Raw genomic sequence first — 26132 nt, forward strand, 5'->3', positions numbered from 1 at the left:
GGCGGGCTCAGTTGCTATTCAGCAGCGGGTCGAGAATGAACGGCTTCTTGGCGCCTTTAGGGAGGGCCGCAGGCGTATTGGCCCCGTAGGACGGATCGAACACGCTCGGCGCGCTGGCGGCCGGCTCGTGGTCGGCGGCGGCCTGTGCCGCGGCGGCCGCCTGCGGCGGAGTGTTCGGCGGCAGGTCGAGCGGGCCCTTGCGGCCGCAGCCCCCGAGCGCGAGCACGGCCGCGCTCAAAAGGATGATGGTCCATCCCGAAGCCGTCGGGCTGTTATTGCTGTTCACGACAAAATCCCCAATGCGGCGGCACCATACAAAGATTGGCCTGATCTGGCGAGGCCTGGACAACCATGAAATTGCAGCGAATTTCCGGGGCTCAGCCCAATTTTCGCTCTTTTTCCAGCCGCTTGAGCCAGCGTTTCGCCTGCGCCAGCACGTTCTTCGGCGCGGTACCGCCATAACTGGTGCGGCTTTTCACCGAGGCTTCCACCGAAAGCATGCCCAGCGCCGCCGCGGTTATTTTCGGCTCGATCGCCTGCATGTCTTTCAAGGGCAGAAGGTGCAGCGGCACGTCCTGTTTCGAAGCCGCAGCGACAATCCGTCCGGTGACGTGATGGGCGTCGCGAAACGGCATTTTCAGCGTCCGCACCAGCCAGTCGGCAAGATCGGTGGCGGTGGCGTAGCCCTCGCCGGCAGCGGCTTTCATCCGCGCCTCGTCCGGCACGAGGTCGGCGACCATTCCGGTCATCGCCCGAATCGCCAGCGAGAGCGCGCCGAACGCCTCCATCGCGCCCTGCTTGTCCTCCTGCATGTCCTTTTGATAGGCCAGCGGCAGCCCCTTCATCACGATCAGCAACCCGGTCAGCGCCCCGATCACCCGGCCGGTCTTGGCGCGAACCAGTTCGGCCGCGTCGGGATTGCGCTTCTGCGGCATGATCGAGGAGCCTGACGTGAACTTGTCGCTCAAACGCACCAGCCCGACCAAAGGCGAGGTCCAGATCACCAGTTCCTCGGCGAAGCGCGATAGGTGCACCGAGGCGATCGCCGCCGCTGCCAGTGTTTCCAGCACGAAGTCGCGGTCGGAGACCGCATCGAGCGAATTGGCCATCGGCCGGTCGAAGCCAAGTGCTCTTGCGGTGGCGTCGCGATCGATCGGAAACGAGGTGCCGGCCAGCGCCGCGGCGCCGAGCGGCGATTCGTTGAGACGTTTGCGGGCGTCGGCAAAACGGCCGCGGTCTCGCGCCGCCATTTCGACATAGGCCAAGAGATGGTGCCCGAACGTCACCGGCTGCGCGGTCTGCAGATGGGTGAAGCCCGGCATCACGGTCGCGGCATGTTCCAGCGCCCGCTCCACCAGCGCGCGCTGGAACGCGGCGAGCGCCGCATCGGTCTCGTCGATGGTGTCGCGGACATAGAGCCGGAAATCGGTCGCCACCTGATCGTTGCGTGAACGCGCGGTGTGCAGCCGTCCCGAGGCGGGCCCGATCAATTCGCCAAGCCGGCTCTCGACATTCATGTGAATGTCCTCGAGCGCGCGCTTGAAGGGGAACGATCCCTTGGCGATCTCTGACAAAATCGTGTCTAGACCCCCAGCGATATTTTTCGCATCGTTTTTGGTGATAATCCCCTGCGTTGCGAGCATCGTGGCGTGGGCCTTGGACGCAGCGATGTCCTGGGCATACAGGTGACGATCGACGTCGATCGAGACGTTGATTTCCTCCATGACCGCGTCGGCGCGCTCCGTAAACCGGCCGCCCCACATCTTGTTGCTCATGACTTGTTACTCATGACCTGCCATTCATCGCCACCAGCGCCCGGAACGATTTGCGCCCGAACCGACCGTGATAACGGCTCTGCATAGCCGTATCTGATACAGGATGACAAACGATATGCCTGAACTGCCCTCGCCTCGCCCGGCTGCCACGCGCCGGATTCCCATTGCCATCGGGGCGGTCTTGATCGGGGCGGTGATCGGATTTGCCGGGATATACGGGTTTGGCGGCCTCAAGCGCAACGCCGGCGGCGATACGGCCTGCCGCCCGGCGGTCGACCTGGCGCGCAAGCTCGCGCCGCTTGCGCAGGGCGAGGTGGCCGCGCTGACCATGGCGACCAGCCCTTTGCGGCTGCCGGACCTCGCCTTCGAGGACGCCGACGGCAAGCCGAGAAAGCTCTCGGACTGGCGTGGCCGCACCGTGCTGGTGAACCTGTGGGCCACCTGGTGCGTGCCCTGCCGCCGGGAGATGCCGGCGCTCGACAGCCTGCAAACCAAACTGGGCGGCCCGAATTTCGAGGTCGTCGCCGTCAATATCGATACCCGCGACCCGGAAAAGCCGAAGAATTTTCTCAAGGATGCCCATCTGGCCCGGCTCGACTTTTTCAGCGACCCAAAAGCCAAGGTTTTTCAGGAGCTTAAAGCCGTGGGCCGGGCGCTGGGGATGCCGACCTCGGTACTGGTCGATGGCCAGGGCTGCGAGATCGCCACCATTGCCGGACCGGCGGAATGGGGCAGCGACGATGCCGTCAAGCTGATCACAGCGGCCGTAAAGCCGACAGAATAGAATTTCGTCATTCCGGGGGCGCGCGGAAGCGCGTGCCCAGATGTGCAATTGCACATCGGGGAATCTCGAGATTCCGGATTCGCCGCTGCGCGTCGCCGCGGAATGACAAAAGAATTTTTTAGGCCGTAACGTTGAGGTTGCCGCCGACGCCGGCGCCGACATTGGCCAGGGACGACGTGTTTTGCTGGCCGGCCCCCAGCAGCGTCAGGACCGCGGATTTCTCCGCATCGGCATTCGACTTCATCAAGGTCGTGGCGACCTGCATCTGCGTGTTGCCCGCCTGAGCGGCGAGCATGCCGCTGACCATACTCATCATATCCATACGCAATACTCCAACCCGGAAAGACTATCGGGCAGGTATTAACGAATGCTGGAGATTGCGGACCACGCGGCAACGCGTTCAACTCGAACTACGCGGACTTGACCCGCGTATCCATCAATTTCACAAAATGAATTTTCAAGACGGATTGCCGGGTCAAGCCCGGCAGTGACTGATATCACCGCGTCGGAATCGGCTTCTCGCCGCGATAGTCGTAGAAGCCGCGCTGGGTCTTGCGGCCGAGCCAGCCGGCTTCGACATATTTCACAAGCAGCGGACACGGCCGGTACTTTGAATCCGCGAGCCCCTCATGCAGCACCTGCATGATCGACAGGCAGGTATCGAGCCCGATGAAGTCGGCAAGTTCAAGCGGTCCCATCGGATGGTGGGCGCCGAGTTTCATCGCGGCATCGATCGCCTCGACGTTTCCGACCCCCTCATACAGCGTGTAGATCGCCTCGTTGATCATCGGCAGCAGGATGCGGTTGACGATGAACGCCGGGAAATCTTCCGAGACCGCGACGTGTTTGCCGAGCCGAGTGACGAAATCCCTGGCGGCATCGAAGGTCGAATCGTCGGTAGCGATGCCGCGGATCAGTTCGACCAGTTCCATCAGCGGCACCGGATTCATGAAATGAATACCGATAAAGCGCTCGGGCCGGTCGGTGGACGCGGCAAGCCGCGTGATCGAGATCGACGAGGTGTTGGAGGCGACGATCGCGTCCGCCTTCAGCACCGCGCAGAGATCGTGAAAAATCTTGCGCTTGACCTCCTCCTTCTCGATCGCGGTCTCGATCACCAGATCGCAATCGGCGAGCCCATCCATGGTCTCGGTGGAAACGATCCGGTTCAGCGCCTGCTTGCGCCCGTCCTCGGTGATGATTTTCTTCGAGACCTGGCGCGACAGATTGCCGTTGATGGTGGCCATCGCCGACTTCAGCCGGTCGGCGGACACATCGTTGAGCACCACGTCGAAGCCGGCCAGCGCCGCCACATGCGCGATGCCGTTGCCCATCTGGCCCGAGCCAATCACGCCGACCTTCTTGATCATAACCATGTTGTCATCTCACCGGGGCAACGCGCGCTTCCCGCGCTTGCCCATCCCTTGCCTAAACGCCGGCCGAAACATGCATCCGGACGGCCTTCGAATCCCCGTTACTTTCCGAGCTTGCCGAGCGCTTCTGTCAATTCGGGGACCGCCTGATAAAGATCCGCGACCAGGCCGTAATCGGCGACCTGGAAAATCGGCGCGTCCTCATCCTTGTTGATCGCGACGATCACTTTGGAATCCTTCATGCCGGCCAGATGCTGGATCGCGCCGGAAATGCCGATAGCGATATATAATTCAGGCGCAACCACCTTGCCGGTCTGGCCCACCTGCCAGTCGTTCGGCGCATATCCGGCGTCGACCGCGGCGCGCGACGCACCGACGCCGGCGCCGAGCTTGTCGGCGAGCGGCTCGATATATTTGGCGAAATTCTCGCGGCTCTGCATGGCGCGGCCGCCCGAGACGATGATCTTGGCCGACGTCAGTTCGGGACGATCGCTCTTTGCGACTTCCTCGCCGACAAAACTGGAGAGGCCGGGATCGGCGGCCGACGCCGCATTTTCCACCGGCGCGCTGCCGCCGTCGCCGGCCGCCGCGAAGGTCGAGGTCCGCACCGTGATGACCTTCTTGGCGTCCTTCGATTTCACCGTCTGGATCGCGTTGCCGGCATAGATCGGCCGCTCGAAGGTGTCGGGCGAAACCACCTTGATGATTTCCGAGACCTGCATGACGTCGAGCAGCGCCGCGACGCGCGGCATGACGTTCTTGAAGCGCGAGGTCGCAGGCGCGACGAAGGCGTCATAGCCGGGCGCCAGCGCCACGATCAGCGCAGCCAGCGGCTCGGCAAGATCGTGGGCGTAGGCATCGCCTTCGGCCAGCAGTACCTTGGTAACACCGGCGAGTTTGGCGGCGGCCTCGGCCGCAGCCTTGGTGTCCTCGCCGCCGCCGGCGACCAGCACATGGACCTCGGCGCCCAACTGGGTCGCCGCGGTCAGCGCCTTGTTGGTGGAGTCCTTAAGGGTCGAGTGTTCGTGTTCGGCAATCAACAGCGTGGTCATCTAGAGAACCCCCGCTTCAGTCTTGAGCTTCGACACCAGTTCGGCGACGTCCTTGACCTTGACGCCTCCCTTGCGGCCAGGCGGTTCGGACGTTTTGAGAATTTCGAGATGGGCGGCGAGGTCGACGCCGTAGTCGGAAGCGCTCTTGTCGGCGATCGGCTTTTTCTTCGCCTTCATGATGTTGGGCAGGCTGGCGTAGCGCGGCTCGTTCAGCCGCAGATCGGTGGTGACGATCGCCGGGCCCTTCAGTTTCAAGGTCTGCAGTCCGCCGTCGACTTCGCGCGTCACCTTGAAATCGGATCCGTCGACTTCGAGCTTGGAGGCGAAGGTTGCCTGCGACCAACCGAGCAGCGCGGCCAGCATCTGGCCGGTCTGGTTGGAGTCATCGTCGATCGCCTGCTTGCCGAGAATAATCAGGCCGGGCTTCTCTTCGTCGGCGATCGCCTTCAGGATCTTTGCCACCGCCAGCGGTTCGACATTGCCTTCCGCCTTGACCAGGATGCCACGGTCGGCGCCCATGGCCAGACCGGTCCGGATGGTTTCCGCTGCCTGCGCCGGGCCGATCGACACCACCACGACCTCGGTTGCCTTGCCGGCCTCTCTCAGGCGCAGGGCCTCCTCGACGGCGATTTCGTCGAAAGGATTCATCGACATCTTGACATTGGACAATTCGACGCCCGATCCATCGCTCTTGACGCGGACCTTGACGTTGTAATCGACCACCCGCTTTACCGGCACCAGAACCTTCATCGATCCTCTTTCGCTTGAATTCCAGGTTTGATCACTTGCCTGATCGCTTGGCCGCGGAACCTAAAGGTCCGGCCAACCCCGGTCAACGCGAAAGCCGGAAATCACCTCCGGACCGACGGGTTATCGGTTCTGGCCGGGTACCCACAGCACGTCGCCCGAACCATTATCGTTCACGGCGCGGCTGGCGACAAACAGGAAGTCCGACAGCCGGTTCATATACTGAATCGCGGCGTCGCCGACCGGCTCATTGGGCTTTGCCGCGAGTTCCACCATGATCCGTTCCGCCCTGCGGCAGATGGTCCGGGCCAGATGCAGATACGCCGCGGCCGGAGTTCCGCCGGGCAGGACGAACGAGGTCAAGGGCGCCAGTTTTGCGTTCAGGGTGTCGATGTCGCGCTCAAGCCGTTCGACCTGGCTGGACAGCATCCTCAAACGTTCCGCCTTGCCCTCGCGCTCGGGCACCGCGAGGTCGGCACCGAGATCGAACAGGTCGTTCTGGATCAGACCCAGCATCGCATCGAGCTCGCGCGCCTGCGGAAGATGCAGCCGCACAATACCGATGGCGGCATTGGTCTCGTCGACGGTTCCATAGGCGGCGATGCGCAGATCGTATTTCGGGCGGCGTTCGCCGCTGCCGAGCGCGGTGGTGCCGTCATCACCGGATCGCGTGTAAATCCGATTAAGGACAACCATTCATAGCTCCAGAGTTCAGGGCCACCTCTCCCACCGGGAGAGGGAACGAGCATCTTGCGAGCAGGTGACGGTTACAGCCTATCGATAGACCGCACCCCCCTCACCCCAACCCTACCCAACCTCTCCCAAAGGAACAGCACCTGCTTGCTTGAGGTACAGGAAATTACATCCATTTTTTCTAATGTCCCATGGCCCAGACCGTGAGCATGGTGATGACGATGGCGACGAATTGCAGCAACACCCGCCACTGCATCAGTTTCTGGGACCGGTTCGGCGATCCGCCCCGCATCATGTTAAGGAGACCAAGCAGCAGCACTACCGCGACGGCAGCGACGGCGATGGGGAGGATGATCGTGCTCAGGAATGAGGTCATTGGCCGTACATAACACACAAAAGACGGTCCGCCATCGCCCATGGCGAGCGCGTGCCAGTGCAACGATCTGGCTTTTAATTCAATAATATCAGAAGGTAGTCCGGTTCGGCGATGGTATCCATCTTCCAGTGGTCAAGGTGAAATGTGAGGCAACTCCGCTACGTCTTTTATGTCGGGATGGACGCCTTCTACACGTTTCTCGCCGATGACGGCTGGGCGATCGCAAGCCATATCGCGCTGTCGACGCTGATGGCGCTGTTTCCGTTTCTGATCGTTCTGACCTCGCTGGCCGGTTTTTTCGGGTCGAAGGAACTCGCCGATCAGGCCGCCGGGCTGATGCTGCAGATCTGGCCGAAACAGGTCGCCGGCGCGCTGTCGGGCGAGATTCACGATGTCCTGACCACGACCCGCGGCGACGCGCTGACGATCGGCGCCCTGCTCGCGGTGTATTTCGCCTCGAACGGCGTCGAAAGCCTGCGGGTTGCGCTCAACCGCGCCTATTCGGTGATCGAACCGCGCCGCTGGTACTGGCTGCGGCTGGAATCGATCGGCTACACGCTGATCGCCGCCTTCACATCGCTGGCGATGGCGTTCCTGATCGTGCTCGGCCCGCTGATACTGGCGGCAGCCCGGCGCCACATTCCGCTGATCGTCGAAAGCAACGCAAATCTCCTCAACCTTTCACGCTACGGCATCACCATCACGGCGATGATCGTCGCGCTGTTTATTCTGCACGCCTGGCTCCCGGCGGGCCGGCGGAGTTTTCTGCAGATCCTGCCCGGCATCGTCTTCACCTTTGTGGCGTCGCTGGTGTCGGGCATGGTATTCGGACAATATCTCGCGCGCTTCGCCAACAACTACGTCACGATGTATGCCGGCCTGGCGTCGGTCATCATCGCGCTGGTGTTTCTGTATTTCATCGCCGCGATCTTCGTGTATGGCGGCGAACTGAACGCGGCGATCATCAAGTCGCGGCTGCCGCACGGCGTGTCGCTTCAAGCAGCGCAGTCGCTAAAGCCCTTGGACTCACAGGCTTGACCAGGAAGGCATCCGCGCCGGCGGCGCGCGATGCGGCTTCGTCATCGCCGCGGCCCGACACCCCAATGATGGCGATACGGCCGAACGGCGGCCCTAGCTGACGAATTCGCTTGATGGTCTCGATGCCGTCGATGCCCGGCAACACCATGTCCATCAACACGGCATCGAACGTTCCTTGCGCGATCCGCTCGGTCGCGGCTTCGCCGTGCCCGATGAATTCCGCCTGATGACCGAGTTCGGTGAGGATCGTATTGAGAACGACGCGGCCGAACGGATTGTCCTCGACGCCGAGCACGCGCAGCGGCGGCGCCGGCTCCGGCGACACATCGCCATCGGTAGCTGAACTGGCCTGTTTCGCCGCCCTGGCGCGGGTCAACGTCACCGTCAACGTGAAGGTGGCTCCGCCGCCTCGCCGCTGCGCCACGACGATGTCTCCCCCCATCGCACGCGCCAACTGTTTCACCGACGATAATCCGAGCCCGGCGCCACCGAAGCGTGAGGCGATGCTGACATTGGCCTGCGAGAACGGGCGGAACAGGCGCTTGATCTCGTTGAGCGTCAGGCCGATGCCGCTGTCGGAGACCGCAAAGGCAATGCCGACCTTGCCCTTCACGCCGCGCACCGGCTTGACCGCCAGCGCAACGCCGCCCGCTTCCGTGAACTTCACGGCATTGTCGATCAGGTTCTCCAACGCGGCGCGCAGCCGGACGGGATCGCCGACCACGAGCGCCGGAAGCCGTTCCGAAATATCGACCCGGGATTGCAGACCTTTCGCCGCCGCCCGCCCGGCCAGCGAATCTCCGGCGTTACGCGCCAGCGCCCGCAGGTCGAAGAAATCCTGCCGCACCCCGGCGCTGCCGCCTCTGGCGGCGTCGACAAACAATGTGGCGAGGCTGGCGAGATGTTCCGCGCCGGCCTTGATGGTGTCGACCCAACGCCGTTCGCGCTCGTCGAGGTCGGACGTCGCCAAGAGATCGCTGATGGCCAGAATTCCGGTGAGCGGCGTGCGGACCTCGTGGGCGAACGCCGCCAGCGCCGCCTCGACCACAGCGGGCGCCGCAGCCACGGCAGTGCGCTTGTGCGCCTTGCCCGTGGCGACGGCCGCGGCGCGTTTTTTCGGCGGCCGCTTTTTCGGCGACCGCATGGTGCGCGGTGAGCGCGATTTTGGCGCCATGACTCCCCTGACCCTGGCCGGCCCCACCATGCCATGGCCGGGCCGCGGGAGTCACGCTGAAGGCCGTTTTCTCCCTGCGATCGGCCGCAGTAAACCCGGCAGCGGTTCGCAATTAAGGCAATCCCACCAGGCGGCGGATGTCGGCCGGCGTTGCACCCCCGGCGCGGAGTTCGCGCAGGCCGGTAGCCTTCGTCGATTTCGAGAGCTTTTGCCCGGCGCCATCGAGGATGAGGCGGTGGTGCCGGTAGGCCGGCTGCGGCAACCCGAGCAGCCGCTGCAGCAGCCGATGGACGCTGGTCGACCAGAACAGGTCCTCGCCCCGGACCACCTCCGTCACGCCCTGCAAGGCGTCGTCGATCACCACCGAGAGGTGATAACTGGTCGGCGTCTCCTTGCGCGCCAGGATCACGTCGCCCCACGCTTCGGGCCGCGCGGTCACCGCACCGGTCTCGCCATCGGGACCCTCGCCGCGCTCGATCCAGCCGAGATCGCCGGCGCGGGCGCGGGCCGCAGCCATGTCGAGCCGCAGCGCGCAAGGTGCGTCCGATGCGAGCCGTCGCGCGCGCTCGTCCGGGGAAAGCAGTTTTGCCGCACCGGGATACAGCGGCGCCCCGTCGGGGTCGCGCGGCCAGGGAGCCTGCGCCTCCCGCTGCGCCACCAGTTTCGCAATCTCGGCGCGGCTTTCGAAACTCGGATAGACCAGTCTCATGGCGAAGAGTTCGTTCAGCGCATCGCGATATTCATTGAAGTGCTCGGATTGCCGCCGCACCGGGGTTTCCCAGGCAAGCCCGAGCCAGGCGAGATCCTCACAGATCGCGGTCTCGAATTCCGGCTTGCAGCGCGTGGCGTCGATGTCCTCGATGCGGAGCAGAAACCGGCCGCCGGTTTGAACGGCCAGATCGAAATTCAGCAACGCCGAATAAGCGTGGCCGAGATGCAGATAGCCGTTCGGGCTCGGCGCAAAGCGGAAGACTGATGGCGGCATGGGCTCCGACACTTGTCATTGCCGGACTTGATCCGGCAATCCATCCTTCAAGAGTCTGTTACGATATGAGATGGATGCGCGGGTCAAGCCCGCGCATGACGGCCCCAGCAAGTTGATTGATCTCTGCCACATGCCCCTCCACCTCAACACCCAGGACGACCTCGAAGAAGCCATCCACGCGCTGGTCAAACTGGACCCGCGGCTGAAGGCTGTATTTGAGCTGACGGGTATGCCGGCGCTGCGGCGGCGCCAGCCCGGCTTCGCCGGGCTGGCGGCGATCGTCAGCGGTCAGCAATTGTCGACGGCCAGCGCGGCCGCGATCTGGGGCCGCGTCAGCGCCGCATTCGATCCGTTCGATCACGACGCGTTGCGTCGGGCCCGGGCAGACCGTCTGGGCCGGCTCGGACTGTCGGCGGCGAAGATCAAGACCTTGAAGGGCGTGGCGCGTGAACTTGCCGGCGGGAGATTGAATCTCGAGGTGCTGGCGAACGAGGACGCGGATGCCGCGCACAACACGCTGACGGCGTTGCACGGCATCGGCCCGTGGACCGCCGACGTCTACCTGCTGTTCTGCCTCGGCCATGGCGACGCCTGGCCCGCGGGCGACCTCGCCGTGCAGGAAGCGGTGAAAATCGGGCTCGGCCTGAAGACACGGCCGACCGCGAAAGAAATGGCGCCGCTGGCCGAGCCGTGGCGTCCGATGCGCGGCGCCGCGGCGCATCTGTGGTGGAGTTACTACAGGGTCCTGAAAAAGCGCGAGGGCGTGATCGGCGGGCAGAACCGGCGGCCGTAACCACGTGCGCATCGGCTTATCGCGCCCTTTCTGCTCGATCCCGAACGGTATAGGTTTTGGATCAGGGAAACGCCGCGACAGACGGCCGGTGCGAGCAACGCCAATGCTGGACAAAACCGACGATGTTTCGATCGCCACGGAGGGCTGGCTGGCGCAATTCGAAAGCGCCCTCGCGACGTCGGACGACGCCCTGCTGAAATCCCTGTTTCATTCCGAGAGTTATTGGCGCGATGTGCTGGCGCTGAGCTGGAACCTGCAGACCATCAATGGCGCCGACGCCATCATCAGCGAGTTGCAGGCCCGGACCATCGGCGCCGCGCCACGCGCTTTCAGGATCGACCCCGATCGCGCCGCGCCGCGCCGGGTAATCCGCGCCGGAACCAGCACCATCGAAGCCATTTTCAGGTTCGAAACCGACCAGGGGCGCGGCAGCGGAATTCTGCGGCTGATCCCGGACGTCGGCAGCACGCTGAAAGCCTGGACGCTGCTGACGGCGCTTGACGAACTAAAAGGCTTTGAGGAGCAGCAGGGAGCATCGCGGCCGCGTGGGCAATCCTATTCGCGCGATTTTCGCGGGCCGAACTGGCTCGATCTGCGCAAGGCCGCGGCTGAATATGCCGGCCGCGAACCCGATGTGCTGGTGGTCGGGGGCGGGCAGGCCGGGCTTTCGGTCGCGGCGCGCCTGAAACAATTGCAGATCGACACGCTGATCGTCGACCGCGAACCGCGTATCGGCGACAACTGGCGCAAGCGCTACCACGCGCTGACACTGCATAATCAGGTTCAGGTCAACCACCTGCCCTACATGCCCTTCCCGCCGAACTGGCCGGTCTATATCCCCAAGGACAAGCTCGCCAACTGGTTCGAGGCCTATGTCGAGGCGATGGAGCTGAACTACTGGACCGGCACCGAGTTCGAAAGCGGCACTTACGACGAAGCGCAAGGACGCTGGTCGGTGGTGCTGCGCAAGACCGACGGCAGCACGCGCACCATGCATCCGCGGCAGGTGGTGATGGCCACCGGCGTCAGCGGCATTCCGAATCTGCCGGATATTCCCAGCCTGAAAGCCTTCACCGGCACGATTCAGCATTCCAGCCAATATGAGGATGGCGAGGCGTGGAAGGGCAAAAAGGCGGTTGTGATCGGCACCGGCAACAGCGGTCACGATATCGCCCAGGACCTGCATGCGAGCGGCGCCGGCGTGACGCTGATTCAGCGCAGCCCGACCCTGATCACCAATATCGAACCATCGGCGCAGCTCGCCTATGCGGCCTATAACGAGGGCACGCTGGAGGATAACGACCTGATCGCGACCTCGATGCCGCTTGTGCTGGCGAAGAGAAGCCATGTCATGCTGACCGAACAATCGAAGAAATTCGACCAGCCCTTGCTCGAGGGACTGGAGCGCGTCGGCTTCAAACTCGATTTCGGCGATGGCGGCACCGGCTGGCAATTCAAATATCTCAGCCGCGGCGGCGGCTATTATTTCAACGTCGGCTGCTCCGACCTGGTCGCGCGCGGCGAGATCGCATTGAAGCAATTTTCGGATATCGAGGCATTCGTCGCCGGGGGCGCGCGGATGAAAAGCGGCGAGACGCTCGCCGCCGACCTGATCGTGCTGGCGACCGGCTACAAGCCTCAGGAATATCTGGTGCGGAAACTGTTCGGTGACGGGGTCACCCAGCGCGTCGGTCCGATCTGGGGATTCGGCGACGGGCAGGAATTGCGCAACATGTACACCCGCACGACGCAACCGGGCCTCTGGTTCATCGCCGGCAGCCTCGCCCAGTGCCGCATCAACTCGAAATATCTGGCGCTGCAGATCAAGGCGATCGAGGAAGGGTTGCTGCCCGCGGCGCGAGAACGTCGGCTTTACGGCTCCTCATGATCCAGGATTTCGCGGACGATGAAGGATTCCGCGTGGCGCCACGCCATGTCGTTGTCGCCGCGGAAGGTGACGAGCCGATTGAAAACGACATTCCGCGTTTTCACATCGACAATGTCGAATTTGGCCCATTGCACGAGTGTGCTGAGCTTATGAAAGCTGCTGATCAGGAGATAGCCGGCGCCGGCGGCTTGCGCCTTGCCAAGCAACTGATCCGCGTCGATGTCGCCGGCCGAGCAGGCATTTGGCGGACACTCGAGGGCGACATTTCGTACCTTCCCGCTGGCCGCTAAATCGGTACGCATCGAAGCTTCGAACTCGCGCAACCGCCGGAAGTGGTCGGCACTCTGGTCGATCACCTCGCCCGACGTGTCGACATACTGGATTTCGGCGATCGCGAGGACGGCGGGTTCGGCCCGCGCCTGACACTGGCAGGCACAGACGACAGCGGCGGCGACAAGGGCGAAGCCCGCTGTTCGTGGTTTCATCGGCTTTGCCATCGGCGCTAGTTCGACTGTTCGAGCAGACGGCGCTGGATCAGCCAACGCGCCCCGCGGCTCCAGGCCGAATTGGCGCCCGCGCGCAGGTCGGTCTGTTCGACGTCGACGAGCGCCCCGGATTTGACGTCGCGGATCTTGTAGGTCACCGCGTAATCCGTGCGGCTGATGCGGGTGACGATCCCGACCATGGACTGGTCCGCGTGAAGCCCGGCGGCGATCCTGGCATCGCACCCCTCGCACAGGTGCAATTTGCCTGCCTTGGCAGCTTCATCGTTGACCGCGCCGACATCGACCAACTGGTAGCGTCCCGATGCCGCGATCAGCCGGCGCGCCTCTTCAGTCGACAGCCGCAACTGTTCGCGGTCGATATCGTCGGGGGGAATGTACGCTGCGGCGGCGCTGAAATCTTCCAATTCGAATGGAAAGACCGCGAGTTTGATCGGTTGCGGTGCGGGTTCGTCTGCCACGGCGACAGCGACCCCCAGGAGAACCGCGACTGGAAAAAGGACGAAGGGGATGCCGCGCATGGATGGACCCTGCAATTGCCAAATCGTCGGCATATCGCCCGATCCGCTGCCCGCGCGAAATGGGGACTTTCCCGGGACTGACCGGGTAAAATGCCCGATCTCGCCTCCTCGCGCTTTCTTCCCGACGAAATTTGCTCCTAAATGCGGAGGAAAGGGGAAGAGCTTGCGATACGTCCCTGATGCTGTGGCGGACCGCGTGCGCGCCATCGATCTGAAGCTGCGGCTGGCGTTGCGCGTCGCGGCGCTCGCGGCGGTTTGCTTCCTCGCTGTCGCGGCTTACGCTTTGTTTGACAGCGACCGCGTCGCCAGAGCCAAGGCGAGCCGTATCGCCGAGATCGTCGCCAGGGACATCTCGTTGCAGCAGGCGCAGGCGCAATGGTATTCCCTGTCCCCCGACCGTACTCCGGATTTGCAACGGGTCGCGGCGCCTTTGATGGAGCCTGGCCTCTGCATTTCCTATCGGGACAAGGTCGGGGCCTTTCGCCAGGGCATTTGCAGTGGCGCACTCGCCAACGAAACTGCCGCCCCTGAAAGTTTTGCGGCGCTCTATCGCGCCATCTTTCATCCCGGCAACCCGATCTCGATACCGCTCCTGACGGACGGCGAGACCGCGGGTGTGGCTGTCGCGACCTTCGACCCGGCCACGCAGATCGGCCAGAGCTGGCGCGAGGCGAGCCGCCTCCTCTCCATCATGGGCTTCGCCCTGGCGGCGCTGTGCCTTGCGGTCTATGCCGCGCTGGCGCGCGCGCTGCGGCCGACGCATGCTATTCGCGCTGGGCTAAAGCAGCTGGAGGCGAACGATCTTTCCGCGCGCCTGCCCCGTTTCGATCTCGCCGAACTCTCGGCAATTTCCGACGTCTTCAATGCGCTTGCGCAAAAGCTGCAGGCCACGCTCGCCGAACGCAACACGTTGACGCGAAAGCTTATCGCCGTACAGGACGAGGAACGGCGCCATCTTGCCCGCGAGTTGCACGACGAATTCGGCCAGTCGCTTACCGCGATCGCGGCGCAGGCCGCCGCTGCCGCCCATACCGCGCAGCGCCAATGTCCGCCGCTGTTCGAAGAATGCCGGGGCATCTCGCGCACCACGGCGGGGATGATGGAAACGCTGCGCGGAGCGCTGGTGCGCCTGCGCCCGCCCGACATCGAGGAACTCGGCCTCAGCGCCAGCCTCGAAAGCCTGGTTGCAAGCTGGAATGGCGTCGAGAAGGGCCGCACCCGATTTGACATCGCCATCACAGGCAACGCCGACGATTTGCCGCCAGGCGTTTGCGCGAGCCTTTATCGGATCGCCCAGGAGGCGATCACCAATGCGGCGAAGCACGCTCACGCGAGCCACGTGCAACTGCGCCTCGAGGCAGGGCATGCCGACATCGTCCTGAGCGTCGAAGACGACGGCGAGGCGACGCGTGGCGGTCTCGCGCCAAAGGCCGGCCTCGGACTTCTCGGTATGCAAGAGCGGGTTGTTTCGCTGGGCGGGACGCTGCGTTTCGAACGGCGCGCAGCGGGCGGCGCCCGACTGGTCACGACCATTCCCAATACGGAATCGGAACCTTGAGCATGCCCGATGCCCGGAGTTTCACCCGTGTGATGCTGGCGGATGACCATGCGATCGTGCGCGAGGGCTATCGCTCGCTATTGCAGAAGCAGGATCGCCTGCGCGTCGTCGCCGAGGCCGGCGACGGGGCCGATGCCTATCGTATCTACAAGGAGGTCAAGCCTGACCTCGTCATCATGGACGTGTCGATGCCGGGAATTGGCGGCGTCGAGGCGATCCGGCGCATCCGGCAGTGGGATCACTCCGCGCGTATCCTGGTATTCACGATGCATCAGAGCGCCGCCTACGCGGTCCAGGCGATCAAGGCGGGTGCACGCGGTTTTGTCACGAAAAGCGAACCGCCGGACACGCTGCTGCGCGCGATCGCCGAGGTCATGGCTGGACGTATCGCGCTCAGCCCGGACATCGCCCACCAGCTCGCCATGAACCGGGTCGCCGACGAACCTTCGGCCGTCGACGCGCTGAGCCCAAGGGAATTCGAAATCCTGCGCATGCTGCTGGCCGAAAAATCCGTGAATGAGATCGCTGAAACGCTGCACATCAGCGTCAAAACCGCGGCCAACACCCGCTACCTGATCCGTGCCAAACTCGGCGTCGCCTCCGACATCGAACTTGTTCGCCTCGCGCTTCGCCAGCGGATCATCGCAGCGGAGGATATGGAGGGCTAGCCAGGCAAGCCTTTACCAGCAACCGGAACCACGCCAGGTGGCGCGAGATCCGCAAGGAGAGGCCGACGTTCGGTCAGGCCATGACAGAAGAAACAGATTGGGGAGAATCGCATGCCTACCATTCTCGGCTCGGGTGAGCATCGCTACCGCGTGGTGGAGAACTGGGCGAAGCTGCCGGAGGGATGGAATCTCACCGACGTCGCCTCGGTCGCGGTCGACAGCAAGGACCGCATCTACGTCTTCAATCGCGGCGCCCATCCGATGGTGGTGCTGGACCGCCAGGGCAATTTCATCACCAGCTGGGGCGAAGGCCTGTTCAGCCGCGCGCACGGGCTGCACATCGACGCCGACGACAACCTCTATTGCACCGATGACGGCGACCATACGGTGCGGAAATGCTCCCCCGATGGCAAGGTGCTGCTCACCATCGGCATCCCGAACAAGCCGGCGCCATTCATGAGCGGCGAGCCGTTTCACCGCTGCACCCACACCGCGCTGTCTCCCAAGGGCGAGATCTACGTCTCGGACGGCTACGGCAATGCCTGCGTCCACAAATACACGCCCGACGGCAAACTGATCAAAACCTGGGGCGAGCCGGGCACCGATCCCGGCCAGTTCAACATCGTCCACAACATCGCTACCGACGCCGACGGCTTCGTCTACGTCGCGGACCGCGAGAATCACCGCGTGCAGGTGTTCGACGGCAACGGCAAGTACGAGGCGCAGTGGAATAATCTGCACCGGCCCTGCGCGCTGCATTGCTGTGGCGGCAAGCAGCCGAATTTCATCATTGGCGAACTCGGCCCCGGCATGCCGGTCAACCGCAAGGTGCCCAATTTGGGCCCGCGCCTGACCATCGTCGACTTCCAGGGCAAGCGCATCGCGCGGCTCGGCGGCGAAAACGGTCCCGGCCTCGAGACCGGCAAGTTCCTGGCGCCGCATGGCATCGCGCTCGATTCCAAAGGCGACATCTATGTCGGCGAAGTCGGCGTCACCGACTGGAAGACCAGCTTTCCGGATACGCCGGTGCCCGCGGTGGTTCGCTGCCTGCAGAAGCTGGAAAGGGTGTGAGCGGGTTGAAGATCACGCTCCCGCCAGCCGGCGGTTTGCCAGACGGTCGGCGCATTGGGGATCGTGCGTCGGCAGATATACCGTCGGACGGGATTGGGTGAAGCGCCTGATCGTATCGAGCGTTGCGATGGCGACGCGCTCGTCCGCACTGACACCATCGACTTTGCCGCCGAGCATCAGATTCTGGTTATAGGAGGTGTCGCCCGCCAGAAAATAGCTGGTGTCGCCGTCCTGAACCGCGACGGAAATGTGATCGGCGGTGTGACCGGGCGTCGCAACCGCGACCACGTCTCCCGCTTCCGTCAGCCGCCGGCTCATCGTGAACGGTCCGAACGGTTCGGCCGCGAGATTGAGCGGTCGCGGATCGAACCATGACGGCCAGCGATGCGGCAGATAGCCGCGCAGCCGGCCGAGATAGCCGCTCGCGGATTTCAGTTCGCCGGGCGCGACGAGGATTTCGCTGTTCGGGAAGTGCGCAAGGCCGCCGTCATGGTCCATGTGCAGATGGCTGAGAACGACCCGTTTCACATCGCGCGGCCCGATGCCGAGCGCGCGCAACTGCGGACCGATCTCCTGCTCATGCTCGATGCGGAATGCGACCTCCCACCGCACGAAAGGGTGAAGCGACTTGCCGGATTCGAGCAGATGCGCGCCTTGGCCGGTGTCGACGACGATGATGCCTTCATCGGTATTGATGACCCACGCATAGGTCGGCAGCCATTCGGTCCATTCCGTACCGGTAAAGATCGCAAGGCGCCGCCGCAATCCATGCCCACGCCCCTCGACTTGAGCCGCCTTGATGCGGACCGAACCGGTCTGAATCGCGCGAATTTTCATGGCGCCTCCAATCGGCGATGGAACCATGATGATGGTTTAACGCAGCCGACGCAAAACAACTGCCCACACGCTTGTTCGGTGATTTCATCAGCGGATTTGCCCGGAGGCCCGCCTCTTTACTCCGCCTTGAGGTTAGAGGCCCTAATGATCGGCCACCACCGATCCGCCTCGGCCTTCTGGAAAGCCCGCAACGCTTCCGGCGATTGCTGCGCGGCGGGCGTGACCTGGATGCCAAGCTCCTCGAAGCGCTTCTGCACCGGGGAATCGGCAAGGACCTGCATCATGACGGCGTTCAATTTCGCAACAATCTCCTTCGGCGTGTCCCTGGGCACCCAAAGTCCGTACCAGAGCGAGGCAAAGAAGCCGGGAAGACCCGCCTCGTCCGCGGTCGGAATGTCAGGCGACGAGGGCAGCCGCGTCCGGCCGGTGATGGCAAACGGCTTGACGCTGCCGGCGGCGACCAGCGACTTGAAATTCGACGACGGCTCGATCATGAAATCGATGTTTCCCGCCAGCAGGTCCTGCATCGCCGGCCCGTTGCCGCGATACGGCACGAATTGAAATTTCGTGCCGGTCTCCTTCTGAAACGAAATTCCGGTGAGATGGCCCGTGGCGCCGACGCCGGCGATGCCGACCGAGGCCTTGTCGGGATTGGCCTTGAGATAGCCGATCAGGCCCTTCAGATCGTTGGCCGGCAGGCTTTTCTTGCCCACGATCAACAGCGGTTCGCTGCCGATCTGGATCACCGGCTCCAGGTCCTTCAACAGATCGAATTGGAGGGCATAGAGGCCGCCGGTCAGCATATGCGTGGTCGAGGTGCCGATGCTCAGCGTGTAGCCGTCGGCGGGAGAGCGCACCGCGCGCCCGACGCCGATACTGCCGGCGGCGCCACCGATATTCTCGATAATGACGGGTTGCCCGAGAATCGCACGCATCTGCTCGGCCAGGAATCGAGCCAGCGTATCGGTCGCGCCGCCGGCGGGGAACGGCACGATCATGGTGACCGGATGGGTCGGATAGACCTCGGCGGCGGCGATGCCGGTGCATCCCAGACCAAGCAGCGCCGCGACCATCACCGTCAGTAACTTGCGCATCTGTTTCCCCCGAGATCGGCCTGCAACCCCTGTGTAACGTATCCTTCGCGCTTTTGCGGCGCCCCGATCAGAAATCGCCCACGACCTCGCGCCGCCGTTGTTCGGATTCCTCCGCATAGCGCCGCATCGCGTGGGCTTCGGTAAGCGTTCCGATCGGCCGGTATTCGCCGTCGGTGTCGACCACGACAAGCGATTCGGCTTCCGCGGCGTCGAAAACGGCGATGGCTTCCTGGATGTTCATGACGGGATGCAGCACGACATCGCGATAATGCAGAATGTCGATCAGACCGTTCGGCGCCTCGACATCCGGTGCGTGGGCTTCGGCCACCAGCGCCAGCCCGATGTAGCGGCCTCCGCCGTCGACCGCGACCACCAGAGTCTTCGACCCCAGTGGAAATTGGTCGCGGAATTCTTCGATCGGCATGCTGGCGCTCACGGTGGCGGGGTCCTGCCGCATCAGGCTGCGCACCGTGAGATCGCGGATCCAGCCCACATCGGCGGCGCTACGGATGGTCTCGCCGCGCAGGTGCAATCGCCAGGTCGCGAACGAGTAACCGAACAGTTCCCGGGTGATCTGGGTCGAGATGATGACCGCGACCAGCACGGCCGTGGTCAGCCAGAGATTACCGGTGGATTCCAGCGCGATGAACGACATCGTCAGCGGCCCGCCGATCACGGACGCCGACAGCGCGCTCATGCCGACGATCGCATAGACGTTCGGATTGAGGTTGAGACCGGGCCAGATCGTATCGAAGGCGCCCGCGAACAGGTGACCGCCGAGCGCGCCCAGAAAGAGCGTCGCGAAAAACAATCCGCCGCGAAAACCGCTGCCAAGCGAAGCGATGGACGCTATCGCTTTGAGGACGAACACCGTCGCAATCACCGCCAATGGAATTGAAACGAATCCGGCAAAATGCAGCGCGCCATGCCCCGACGACATCACTTGCGGCGTCACCAGAGCGAGCAGGCCCACCACGAGACCGCCAAGCGCCGGGCGCAGCGGCGGCCAGAGACTGGTCTTGGACAACAGCGCCTCGCAGAGTGCCACCCCGCGCATGATTGCGATGCCGGCCAGCGCTGCGAGAATCCCGAGCAGCGCCGCAATCGCAAGGTCATGCCCCAGTACGTCGCCGACCGGACCAACGCTGACGCCGAGCGACAGCACGGTAAATCCATGGGCGACAAAATAGCCCGCCACCGCGGCGACGCCGACCGGCGTCAGGCTGGCCGGCGTATATCCCCCGATCACCAGCTCAAAGGCATAGAAGGCGCCGGCAAGCGGCGCGCCGAACGCACCCGCGATCGCGGCGGCCGCGCCGCAGCCGACCATCAGGCGCTGATCGGCGCGGCGCAGATGAAATCCGCGGCCGAGCGACGCGGCGATACCGCTGGCGAGTTGGGTGTATCCTGCTTCGAGGCCGACAGAAGCGCCCACGCCGCTGGACCAGACCGTCTGCAGCGCGACGATCACACTGCCGCGAAACGACATCCGCCCACCGTGCAGGGCATTGGCCTCGATAGGGTCGACTTCACGCGCCGGCCGCCATCGCTGCAGCAGAAGGAATGCTACCCCCAGCAGCAATCCGCCGAGACTCGGAACCAGCAGCGCGCGCAGCGGCTCGATGCTGTATTGGCTTGAAAGCCGGTCCCCCATTTCAAGGTTGAACAGCACGACATGGAGCCCCTCGACCGCCGCGCTCATCACGGCCACCACCAATCCGCCGATGGTTCCGACCAGTGCCGCGAGGACAACCAGGCTCGTTTCATGCGCGCGAACGAATGCCCGCAGCCGGCGCGGCGCCTCAAAAAAACGGGAGGTGGGGACCATTTGAATGCGTCCGAATGCGGCCGAAAGGTGCCGTCCGCCTCGTTTAGCGGTGTTCGGGCCGGTCGTGCAATCCGGACGCATGCAGGCCCGGGCGACGGATAAGACCGCCAACGCTCTTCACAATCCCGTCACGCTGCCTGTAGTATGTCACTTCATGCTGCTTCGCAGCTCACATGGGGGCCAGGAGCGTTACTTGAACGCACATGTCTCGCAAGGCGGATGGCCGGTACTGGTGCTGAACGCGGACTTCCGGCCGCTGAGCTATTACCCGCTGTCTCTCTGGTCGTGGCAGGACGCGATCAAGGCGGTATTCCTTGACCGCGTCAACATCGTCGAGCACTACGACCGCGCGGTGCGCAGTCCCTCGTTCGAGATCCAGCTACCGAGCGTGGTGTCGCTGAAATCCTTCGTCAAGCCGACCACGCATCCCGCCTTCACCCGGTTCAACGTGTTCCTGCGCGACCGCTTCGTCTGCCAGTACTGCTCGGCCAACGACGATCTCACCTTTGATCACATCATCCCGCGCAGCAAGGGCGGCCAGACCACCTGGGAAAACGTGGTCGCCGCATGTTCGCCGTGCAATCTGCGCAAGGGCAATCTGACGCCGCAGCAGGCGCGGATGTTTCCGCGCCAACCCCCGTTCGCGCCGACCGTGCACCAGCTGCACCGCAACGGCCGGCTGTTTCCACCGAACTACCTGCACGAGAGCTGGCTCGATTATTTATACTGGGATACCGAGCTCGATCCGTAGGAAGCGGACACGCGAGTCGTGCGACATACAAGGGTGTCAAAACAGACGGTCTCCCGTGCTTTCCGCTCTGAGATGTCACGACAGCCGACACTGTCTGCTCCGCCAGCCTCTCAAAATCAGTCGTCCCGATGCAACACGCAATCCCTTCATGAAGCGTGGCGGGACCATCAACCAGGCCGCAACAGGGATCGGCGTCCCCGCCGCAACCGGTTGCTCCAGTGCCGGAAGCGATCGAGATACAGATAGACGACGGGTGTGGTGTAGAGGGTCAGGATCTGGCTCAGGACGAGGCCTCCGATGATGGTGATGCCGAGCGGCCGACGAAACTCGCTGCCTTCACCCATACCGATAATCAGGGGCACCGCGCCGAACAGGGACGCCATCGTCGTCATCATGATCGGCCGGAAACGCAGCAGGCAGGCTTCAAAGATCGCATCAGCCGGCGGCAGACCGCGCACGCGCTCGGCGTCGAGCGCGAAATCGATCATCATGATGGCGTTCTTCTTCACGATGCCGATCAGCAGGATCACCCCGATCATCGCAATGATGTCGAATTGGGTGTTAAACAGCATGAGCGCCAGCACTGCGCCGACGCCGGCCGACGGCAGCGTGGACAGGATCGTCAGGGGATGGACGAAGCTCTCATAGAGCATCCCGAGCGAGATGTAGATCGTCGCGAACGCCGCGAGCACGAGAAACGGCTCGCTGGAGAGCGATTCCCGAAAGATCTTGGCGGCGCCCGCGAACGAGCCCTGGATCGTCGCGGGAACCCCGATCCGGCGCATCGCCGCCTCGATCGTCGTCACCGCGGTGCCCAGCGAAACGCCGGGCGCGAGATTGAACGAAATCGTGTTGGCGACCAGAACCCCCTGATGACTGACGACAAGCGACGTTTGTCCCTGTCCAAACCGGGCGACGCTTGACAGCGGAATCATCGTCTCCTGGCTGGTGCTGATCGCCGTCCCCGTCGACGATGCGCCCTTGCCGGTGGCGCCGATCGAATTGGTCGCGAGATTGCGGACCGCACTGGCGGCGACCGAATTGGCCGACGCGGTCTGCGTCGACGACACGACCGTCCCGGCCACGGCATTGGTCGTTTGCGAACCGCTGGCCGATCCGCCCGAAGTGCTGACATATACATCCTTCAGCGTCAGGGGATTCTGCAGATACTCCTGCGCCACCTCCATGATCACATGGTACTGGTTGCGCGCGACGTAGACCGTCGAGACCTGCCGCTGACCGAAGGCGTCGTACAGCGTGTTGTCGATTTGGTTGACCGCGACCCCGAGTCGCGAGGCCGCATCGCGGTCGATGATCACGTTGGCCTGGAGGCCATTGTTCTGCTGGTCGCTGCTGACGTCGGCGAGCGCGGGCTCGGTCTGGAGCGCGGCGACGATCTTCGGCGTCCATTCGTTCAGCTCCTCGAACGTCGATCCCACCAGCGTGTACTGATACTGCGCGTTGCTCGAGCGTCCGCCGCCGCCGAGATCACCCACCGCCTGCAGGAACAAGGTGGCACCCGGCACGGCGGCGAATTCGCTTCGCAGCGAGCCGATCACCTGGTCGGCGGACAGGGTGCGGTCGTGCAGCGGCTTCAGCGAGGCGAACACGGTGCCGGAATTGGTCGAGCCTCCGTTCGGACCCTGACCACCACCCGTAAAGCCCACGGCGGTGTCGACTGCCGGATTGGACCTCACGATTTCGACGAATTGCTTGAGCTTCTGCTGCATCAGCTGAAACGAAATGCTTTGGTCGGCCTGGATCGACCCGACCAGCAGCCCGGTGTCCTGTTGCGGGACGAAGCCCTTCGGAACGACCCCGTAAAGATGGAAATTCAGGCCGAGCACCGCCGCCAGAACCAGCATCACCGAGCGCGGATGGCGCAGCGCCACGGTGAGCGTCCGCCGGTAGCCGCCCAGCATTGCCTCGAAGACCCGTTCGCTTAAACGATAGATCCGTCCGTGCGGCCGGTCGCGCTCCCCGCGCAGCAACGCCGCGCACATCATCGGCGTCGTGGTCAGCGAAACCACCAGCGAGATCACGATGGCGACGGTGATCGTCATGGCGAATTCGCGGAACAGCCGGCCGACCAGGCCGCCCATCAGCAGGATCGGGACAAATACCGCGATCAGCGACACGCTCATCGACAGCACGGTGAAGCCGACCTCTTTCGACCCCAGCAGCGCGGCCTCCAGCGGCGACTTTCCCGCGTCCAGGTGGCGGGAGGTGTTTTCCAGCACCACAATGGCATCGTCGACGACGAATCCGGTCGCGACCGTGAGCGCCATCAGCGAGAAGATGTTGAGGCTGTAGCCGAACAGGTACATCACGGCAAAGGTCGCGACCAGCGACACCGATACCGCCACGACCGGCACCAGCGTCGCCCGCGCGCTGCGCAGGAACGCGAACACCACCAGGATGACCAGGATCACGGCAATGATGAGCGTGATTTCGACGTCGCGCAGCGAGGTCCGGATCGTGACCGAACGGTCGACCGCGAGATTGACGTCCATCGCGGGCGAGACCGACGCCCGCAATTGCGGCATCAGGGCCTTTACGCGGTCGACCATCCCCACGATGTTGGCGCCGGGCTGCCGGTACACGATCATCATGACCGCCAGCTTGCCGTTGGAAAGGCCCAGATTGCGCAGGTTCTCCACCGAATCGAGCACCTCGCCGACATCGGTCAGGCGGACCGGCGCGCCGTTGCGATAGGCGACCACCAGCGATTTGTAGTCCGCCGCCTTGATGGCCTGATCGTTGGAATAGATCTGGTAGCGGTGGTCTCCGACGTCGATGCCCCCCTTCGGACTGTGGGCATTGGCGTTGCCGAGCGCCGCGCGAACGTCTTCCAGGCCGATGCCGTATTTGAAGAGCGCTTGCGGCACGAGTTCGACGCGCACGGCGGGCAGTGATCCGCCGCTGACGCCGACTTCCCCGACGCCTTCGACCTGTGACAGCTTCTGCGCCAGCACGGTCGACGCGGCGTCATAAAGTTCAGCGGGCGTCAGCGTATCCGATGTCAGCGTATAGATGAGAATCGGCGCAGAGGCGGGGTTGAACTTGCGATAGGTGGGATTGCTCCGCAGCGAGGTCGGCAGATCGGCGCGCGCCGCGTTGATCGCCGCCTGGACGTCGCGCGCGGCGCCGTTGATGTTGCGATTGATGCCGAACTGCAGGTTGATGCGCGCAGAGCCGAGCGAACTCGACGAAGTCATCTCGGTGACATCGGCGATCTGGCTGAGATGACGTTCCAGCGGACTCGCGACCGTGGTCGCCACGTCCTCTGGGCTCGCGCCCGGCAATGTCGCCTGCACCGAAATGGTCGGAATATCGACATCCGGCAGCGGCGAGACCGGCAGATTGAAAAAGGCGATGACGCCCGCGGCCACCAATCCGAACGTCAGCAGTGTTGTGGCGACAGGCCGACGGATGAACGGGCTTGACAGACTCATGAGTGAACTTGATCCCGGTTGGCCTTAACACGCCGTGACGTGATCCGTCCAACGCTCAGGCTCTCCGGCACGGCAGCGTCCTGCAACGAGGATAGACCTCGAATCAACGCGGGGCTGCGCAAGGCGATCATAGTTCAGCCGCATTCCTCCGGCGCAGAGGTCGTTGGGTAAATCTCAAGGCTGAACGTCCGCTATCATCGGCGCTCGAGCAGGTCCATCGTCTGTTGGTCCACCACGCCGCCATAGAATTTCGCAATGGCCTGTGCAAACAGCGCTTCGGAAGACACCGCGCCGAACAGCGTCATCGACGAACGGAATTTCAGGTCATCGGGGCTGCCGAGGATTTCGTTGATGGTGCGGCCCTCGACGGCGTTGACCAGCGCCGTGCACTCCCGGAGTCGTGATCCGAGAACGCCATGGCCGAGATAGGCCAAAGCCTCGGCGCGGGAGTCGATCGCAAATCGTTGCGCCATCGGACTATGACCGAGCCCGGCGATCTGGGGGAAGATGAACCACATCCAGTGGGTTTGCTTCCTGCCCTGGCGCAATTCGGCGAGTACCCGCGGATAGACCGGCGCCTGCGCGTCGACAAAGCGCTGCAGATCGAAACGATCGGTCATGATGCCGGCCTCGCGCCAGGCTGGCTCACAAGCTCGGCGAGGCGATCGAGCAGCAGCCGCTGGCCTTCGAGAATTTTTTCGCGGGCAACAGGCAGGTCGAACCAACCGGCGCGGTCGATCTCGGGAAATGCCTGCATCCTTCCACCCTTCGGCGGCCACTCGATTTCGAAGGTGTTGCTCTTTACGGTTTGCACGTCAATGTCGCCTTCCACAGTAAACGCCAGCACCCGCTTGCCGCCGCGCTGGCGAACCTCGCCCAGCGATTGAAGAGGCCCCGGGAGCGCGACACCGGTCTCCTCCGCGAACTCCCGGCGGGCAGCGTCCTCCGCGTCCTCGCCCTCATCCATTTCGCCTTTCGGAATCGACCAGGCGCCTTCATCCTTGCGGCGCCAGTAGGGTCCGCCCGGATGCACAAGGAGCACCTCCAGTTTCGGACCCGTGCGCCGATACATCAGGATCCCTGCGCTGGAGGACGATCGGCGGGCTGAATTCAACGGGCTTTCCCCTGCTGCCGTTCCGGACGGAAAGGAACGGAACAGCGCAACCAT

Annotated in this window: 26 protein-coding genes; 8 read left to right on the plus strand and 18 right to left on the minus strand. The window is 63.7% G+C overall.

Annotated elements, in window-relative coordinates; genetic code table 11:
* Nucleotides 1–7: 7 nt before the first annotated feature.
* Complete coding sequence (gene lptM, locus B5527_RS46825; RefSeq protein WP_245332371.1) at nucleotides 8–286, minus strand: LPS translocon maturation chaperone LptM; 279 nt, start codon at nucleotides 284–286, stop codon at nucleotides 8–10.
* 91 nt (nucleotides 287–377) lie between these two features.
* Nucleotides 378–1775, minus strand: a complete 1398-nt coding sequence (gene argH, locus B5527_RS34630; RefSeq protein ID WP_079605502.1) for an argininosuccinate lyase — start codon at nucleotides 1773–1775, stop codon at nucleotides 378–380.
* A gap of 103 nt (nucleotides 1776–1878) precedes the next feature.
* Here argH and tlpA point away from each other — a divergent pair, with 103 nt between their 5' ends.
* Nucleotides 1879–2559: a thiol:disulfide interchange protein TlpA gene (gene tlpA, locus B5527_RS34635; protein WP_079605503.1), complete on the plus strand. Its 681-nt coding sequence runs from the start codon at nucleotides 1879–1881 to the stop codon at nucleotides 2557–2559.
* A gap of 118 nt (nucleotides 2560–2677) precedes the next feature.
* On the opposite strand, the gene B5527_RS34640 is transcribed toward tlpA, so the two are convergent.
* The 6 genes from B5527_RS34640 to B5527_RS34665 form a co-directional block, all read right to left on the minus strand.
* Nucleotides 2678–2881, minus strand: a complete 204-nt coding sequence (locus B5527_RS34640) for a hypothetical protein (protein WP_079605504.1) — start codon at nucleotides 2879–2881, stop codon at nucleotides 2678–2680.
* Nucleotides 2882–3056: 175 nt separating this feature from the next.
* Nucleotides 3057–3935, minus strand: coding sequence for a 3-hydroxybutyryl-CoA dehydrogenase (locus B5527_RS34645; RefSeq protein ID WP_079605505.1), 879 nt, complete (start codon nucleotides 3933–3935; stop codon nucleotides 3057–3059).
* A 98-nt stretch (nucleotides 3936–4033) separates the two neighbouring features.
* Nucleotides 4034–4984, minus strand: coding sequence for an electron transfer flavoprotein subunit alpha/FixB family protein (locus B5527_RS34650; RefSeq protein WP_079605506.1), 951 nt, complete (start codon nucleotides 4982–4984; stop codon nucleotides 4034–4036).
* Complete coding sequence (locus B5527_RS34655; RefSeq protein ID WP_079605507.1) at nucleotides 4985–5734, minus strand: electron transfer flavoprotein subunit beta/FixA family protein; 750 nt, start codon at nucleotides 5732–5734, stop codon at nucleotides 4985–4987.
* Nucleotides 5735–5854: 120 nt separating this feature from the next.
* The gene (locus B5527_RS34660) at nucleotides 5855–6427 is read right to left on the minus strand and encodes a cob(I)yrinic acid a,c-diamide adenosyltransferase (protein WP_079605508.1); all 573 of its coding nucleotides are present in this window, start codon (nucleotides 6425–6427) and stop codon (nucleotides 5855–5857) included.
* 178 nt (nucleotides 6428–6605) lie between these two features.
* Nucleotides 6606–6800 carry a twin transmembrane helix small protein gene (locus B5527_RS34665; protein WP_079605509.1) on the minus strand — a complete coding sequence of 65 codons (195 nt, stop codon included), beginning with the start codon at nucleotides 6798–6800 and terminating at the stop codon, nucleotides 6606–6608.
* 177 nt (nucleotides 6801–6977) lie between these two features.
* On the opposite strand from B5527_RS34665, the gene B5527_RS34670 reads away from it, so the two are divergent.
* Nucleotides 6978–7838: a YihY/virulence factor BrkB family protein gene (locus B5527_RS34670; RefSeq protein WP_079605510.1), complete on the plus strand. Its 861-nt coding sequence runs from the start codon at nucleotides 6978–6980 to the stop codon at nucleotides 7836–7838.
* Here B5527_RS34670 and B5527_RS34675 read toward each other — a convergent pair.
* Both B5527_RS34675 and gluQRS read right to left on the minus strand, forming a co-directional pair.
* Nucleotides 7765–9012 carry an ATP-binding protein gene (locus tag B5527_RS34675; RefSeq protein WP_079605511.1) on the minus strand — a complete coding sequence of 416 codons (1248 nt, stop codon included), beginning with the start codon at nucleotides 9010–9012 and terminating at the stop codon, nucleotides 7765–7767. The genes B5527_RS34670 and B5527_RS34675 overlap by 74 nt on opposite strands.
* Before the next feature lie 112 nt (nucleotides 9013–9124).
* On the minus strand, nucleotides 9125–9997 hold the full coding sequence (gene gluQRS, locus B5527_RS34680; protein WP_079607731.1) for a tRNA glutamyl-Q(34) synthetase GluQRS: 873 nt from the start codon (nucleotides 9995–9997) through the stop codon (nucleotides 9125–9127).
* 130 nt (nucleotides 9998–10127) lie between these two features.
* Here gluQRS and B5527_RS34685 point away from each other — a divergent pair, with 130 nt between their 5' ends.
* Both B5527_RS34685 and B5527_RS34690 read left to right on the plus strand, forming a co-directional pair.
* The gene (locus tag B5527_RS34685; protein WP_079607732.1) at nucleotides 10128–10790 is read left to right on the plus strand and encodes a DNA-3-methyladenine glycosylase family protein; all 663 of its coding nucleotides are present in this window, start codon (nucleotides 10128–10130) and stop codon (nucleotides 10788–10790) included.
* 103 nt (nucleotides 10791–10893) lie between these two features.
* The gene (locus tag B5527_RS34690) at nucleotides 10894–12678 is read left to right on the plus strand and encodes a flavin-containing monooxygenase (RefSeq protein ID WP_079605512.1); all 1785 of its coding nucleotides are present in this window, start codon (nucleotides 10894–10896) and stop codon (nucleotides 12676–12678) included.
* Here the strand turns inward: B5527_RS34690 and B5527_RS34695 are convergent.
* The gene (locus B5527_RS34695; RefSeq protein WP_172842756.1) at nucleotides 12663–13163 is read right to left on the minus strand and encodes a DUF2380 domain-containing protein; all 501 of its coding nucleotides are present in this window, start codon (nucleotides 13161–13163) and stop codon (nucleotides 12663–12665) included. The two genes, B5527_RS34690 and B5527_RS34695, sit on opposite strands and share 16 nt — an antisense overlap.
* Nucleotides 13164–13180: 17 nt before the next feature.
* Nucleotides 13181–13735, minus strand: coding sequence for a DUF3280 domain-containing protein (locus B5527_RS34700; RefSeq protein WP_172842757.1), 555 nt, complete (start codon nucleotides 13733–13735; stop codon nucleotides 13181–13183).
* On the opposite strand from B5527_RS34700, the gene B5527_RS34705 reads away from it, so the two are divergent.
* The 3 genes from B5527_RS34705 (at nucleotide 13701) to B5527_RS34715 (ending at nucleotide 16999) form a co-directional block, all read left to right on the plus strand.
* Complete coding sequence (locus B5527_RS34705) at nucleotides 13701–15260, plus strand: histidine kinase (protein WP_425305043.1); 1560 nt, start codon at nucleotides 13701–13703, stop codon at nucleotides 15258–15260. The genes B5527_RS34700 and B5527_RS34705 overlap by 35 nt on opposite strands.
* Complete coding sequence (locus B5527_RS34710; RefSeq protein ID WP_425305044.1) at nucleotides 15257–15928, plus strand: response regulator; 672 nt, start codon at nucleotides 15257–15259, stop codon at nucleotides 15926–15928. The genes B5527_RS34705 and B5527_RS34710 overlap by 4 nt, the downstream gene beginning before the upstream one ends.
* Before the next feature lie 111 nt (nucleotides 15929–16039).
* Nucleotides 16040–16999: a peptidyl-alpha-hydroxyglycine alpha-amidating lyase family protein gene (locus B5527_RS34715; RefSeq protein WP_079605516.1), complete on the plus strand. Its 960-nt coding sequence runs from the start codon at nucleotides 16040–16042 to the stop codon at nucleotides 16997–16999.
* A 12-nt stretch (nucleotides 17000–17011) separates the two neighbouring features.
* Here B5527_RS34715 and B5527_RS34720 read toward each other — a convergent pair whose 3' ends face one another.
* The 3 genes from B5527_RS34720 to B5527_RS34730 form a co-directional block, all read right to left on the minus strand.
* The gene (locus tag B5527_RS34720) at nucleotides 17012–17836 is read right to left on the minus strand and encodes an N-acyl homoserine lactonase family protein (protein WP_079607734.1); all 825 of its coding nucleotides are present in this window, start codon (nucleotides 17834–17836) and stop codon (nucleotides 17012–17014) included.
* 116 nt (nucleotides 17837–17952) lie between these two features.
* Nucleotides 17953–18930 carry a Bug family tripartite tricarboxylate transporter substrate binding protein gene (locus B5527_RS34725; RefSeq protein ID WP_079605517.1) on the minus strand — a complete coding sequence of 326 codons (978 nt, stop codon included), beginning with the start codon at nucleotides 18928–18930 and terminating at the stop codon, nucleotides 17953–17955.
* Nucleotides 18931–18997: 67 nt separating this feature from the next.
* Nucleotides 18998–20758, minus strand: coding sequence for a chloride channel protein (locus B5527_RS34730; protein ID WP_079605518.1), 1761 nt, complete (start codon nucleotides 20756–20758; stop codon nucleotides 18998–19000).
* Nucleotides 20759–20951: 193 nt separating this feature from the next.
* Between B5527_RS34730 and B5527_RS34735 the strand changes: the two genes are divergently transcribed.
* Nucleotides 20952–21509, plus strand: a complete 558-nt coding sequence (locus B5527_RS34735; RefSeq protein WP_079607735.1) for an HNH endonuclease — start codon at nucleotides 20952–20954, stop codon at nucleotides 21507–21509.
* A 167-nt stretch (nucleotides 21510–21676) separates the two neighbouring features.
* Here the strand turns inward: B5527_RS34735 and B5527_RS34740 are convergent, their stop codons facing one another.
* The 3 genes from B5527_RS34740 to B5527_RS34750 all read right to left on the minus strand — a co-directional run bounded on the left by B5527_RS34740 (nucleotide 21677) and on the right by B5527_RS34750 (nucleotide 26078).
* Nucleotides 21677–24964, minus strand: a complete 3288-nt coding sequence (locus B5527_RS34740; RefSeq protein ID WP_079605519.1) for an efflux RND transporter permease subunit — start codon at nucleotides 24962–24964, stop codon at nucleotides 21677–21679.
* Between the two features lie 194 nt (nucleotides 24965–25158).
* Nucleotides 25159–25584: a DUF1810 domain-containing protein gene (locus B5527_RS34745; RefSeq protein WP_079605520.1), complete on the minus strand. Its 426-nt coding sequence runs from the start codon at nucleotides 25582–25584 to the stop codon at nucleotides 25159–25161.
* Nucleotides 25581–26078, minus strand: a complete 498-nt coding sequence (locus B5527_RS34750; RefSeq protein WP_276329291.1) for an NUDIX domain-containing protein — start codon at nucleotides 26076–26078, stop codon at nucleotides 25581–25583. The genes B5527_RS34745 and B5527_RS34750 overlap by 4 nt, the downstream gene beginning before the upstream one ends.
* Between the last annotated feature and the right edge of the window lie 54 nt (nucleotides 26079–26132).

This window comes from Bradyrhizobium erythrophlei, assembly GCF_900129425.1.
GTDB lineage: Bacteria > Pseudomonadota > Alphaproteobacteria > Rhizobiales > Xanthobacteraceae > Bradyrhizobium > Bradyrhizobium erythrophlei_C.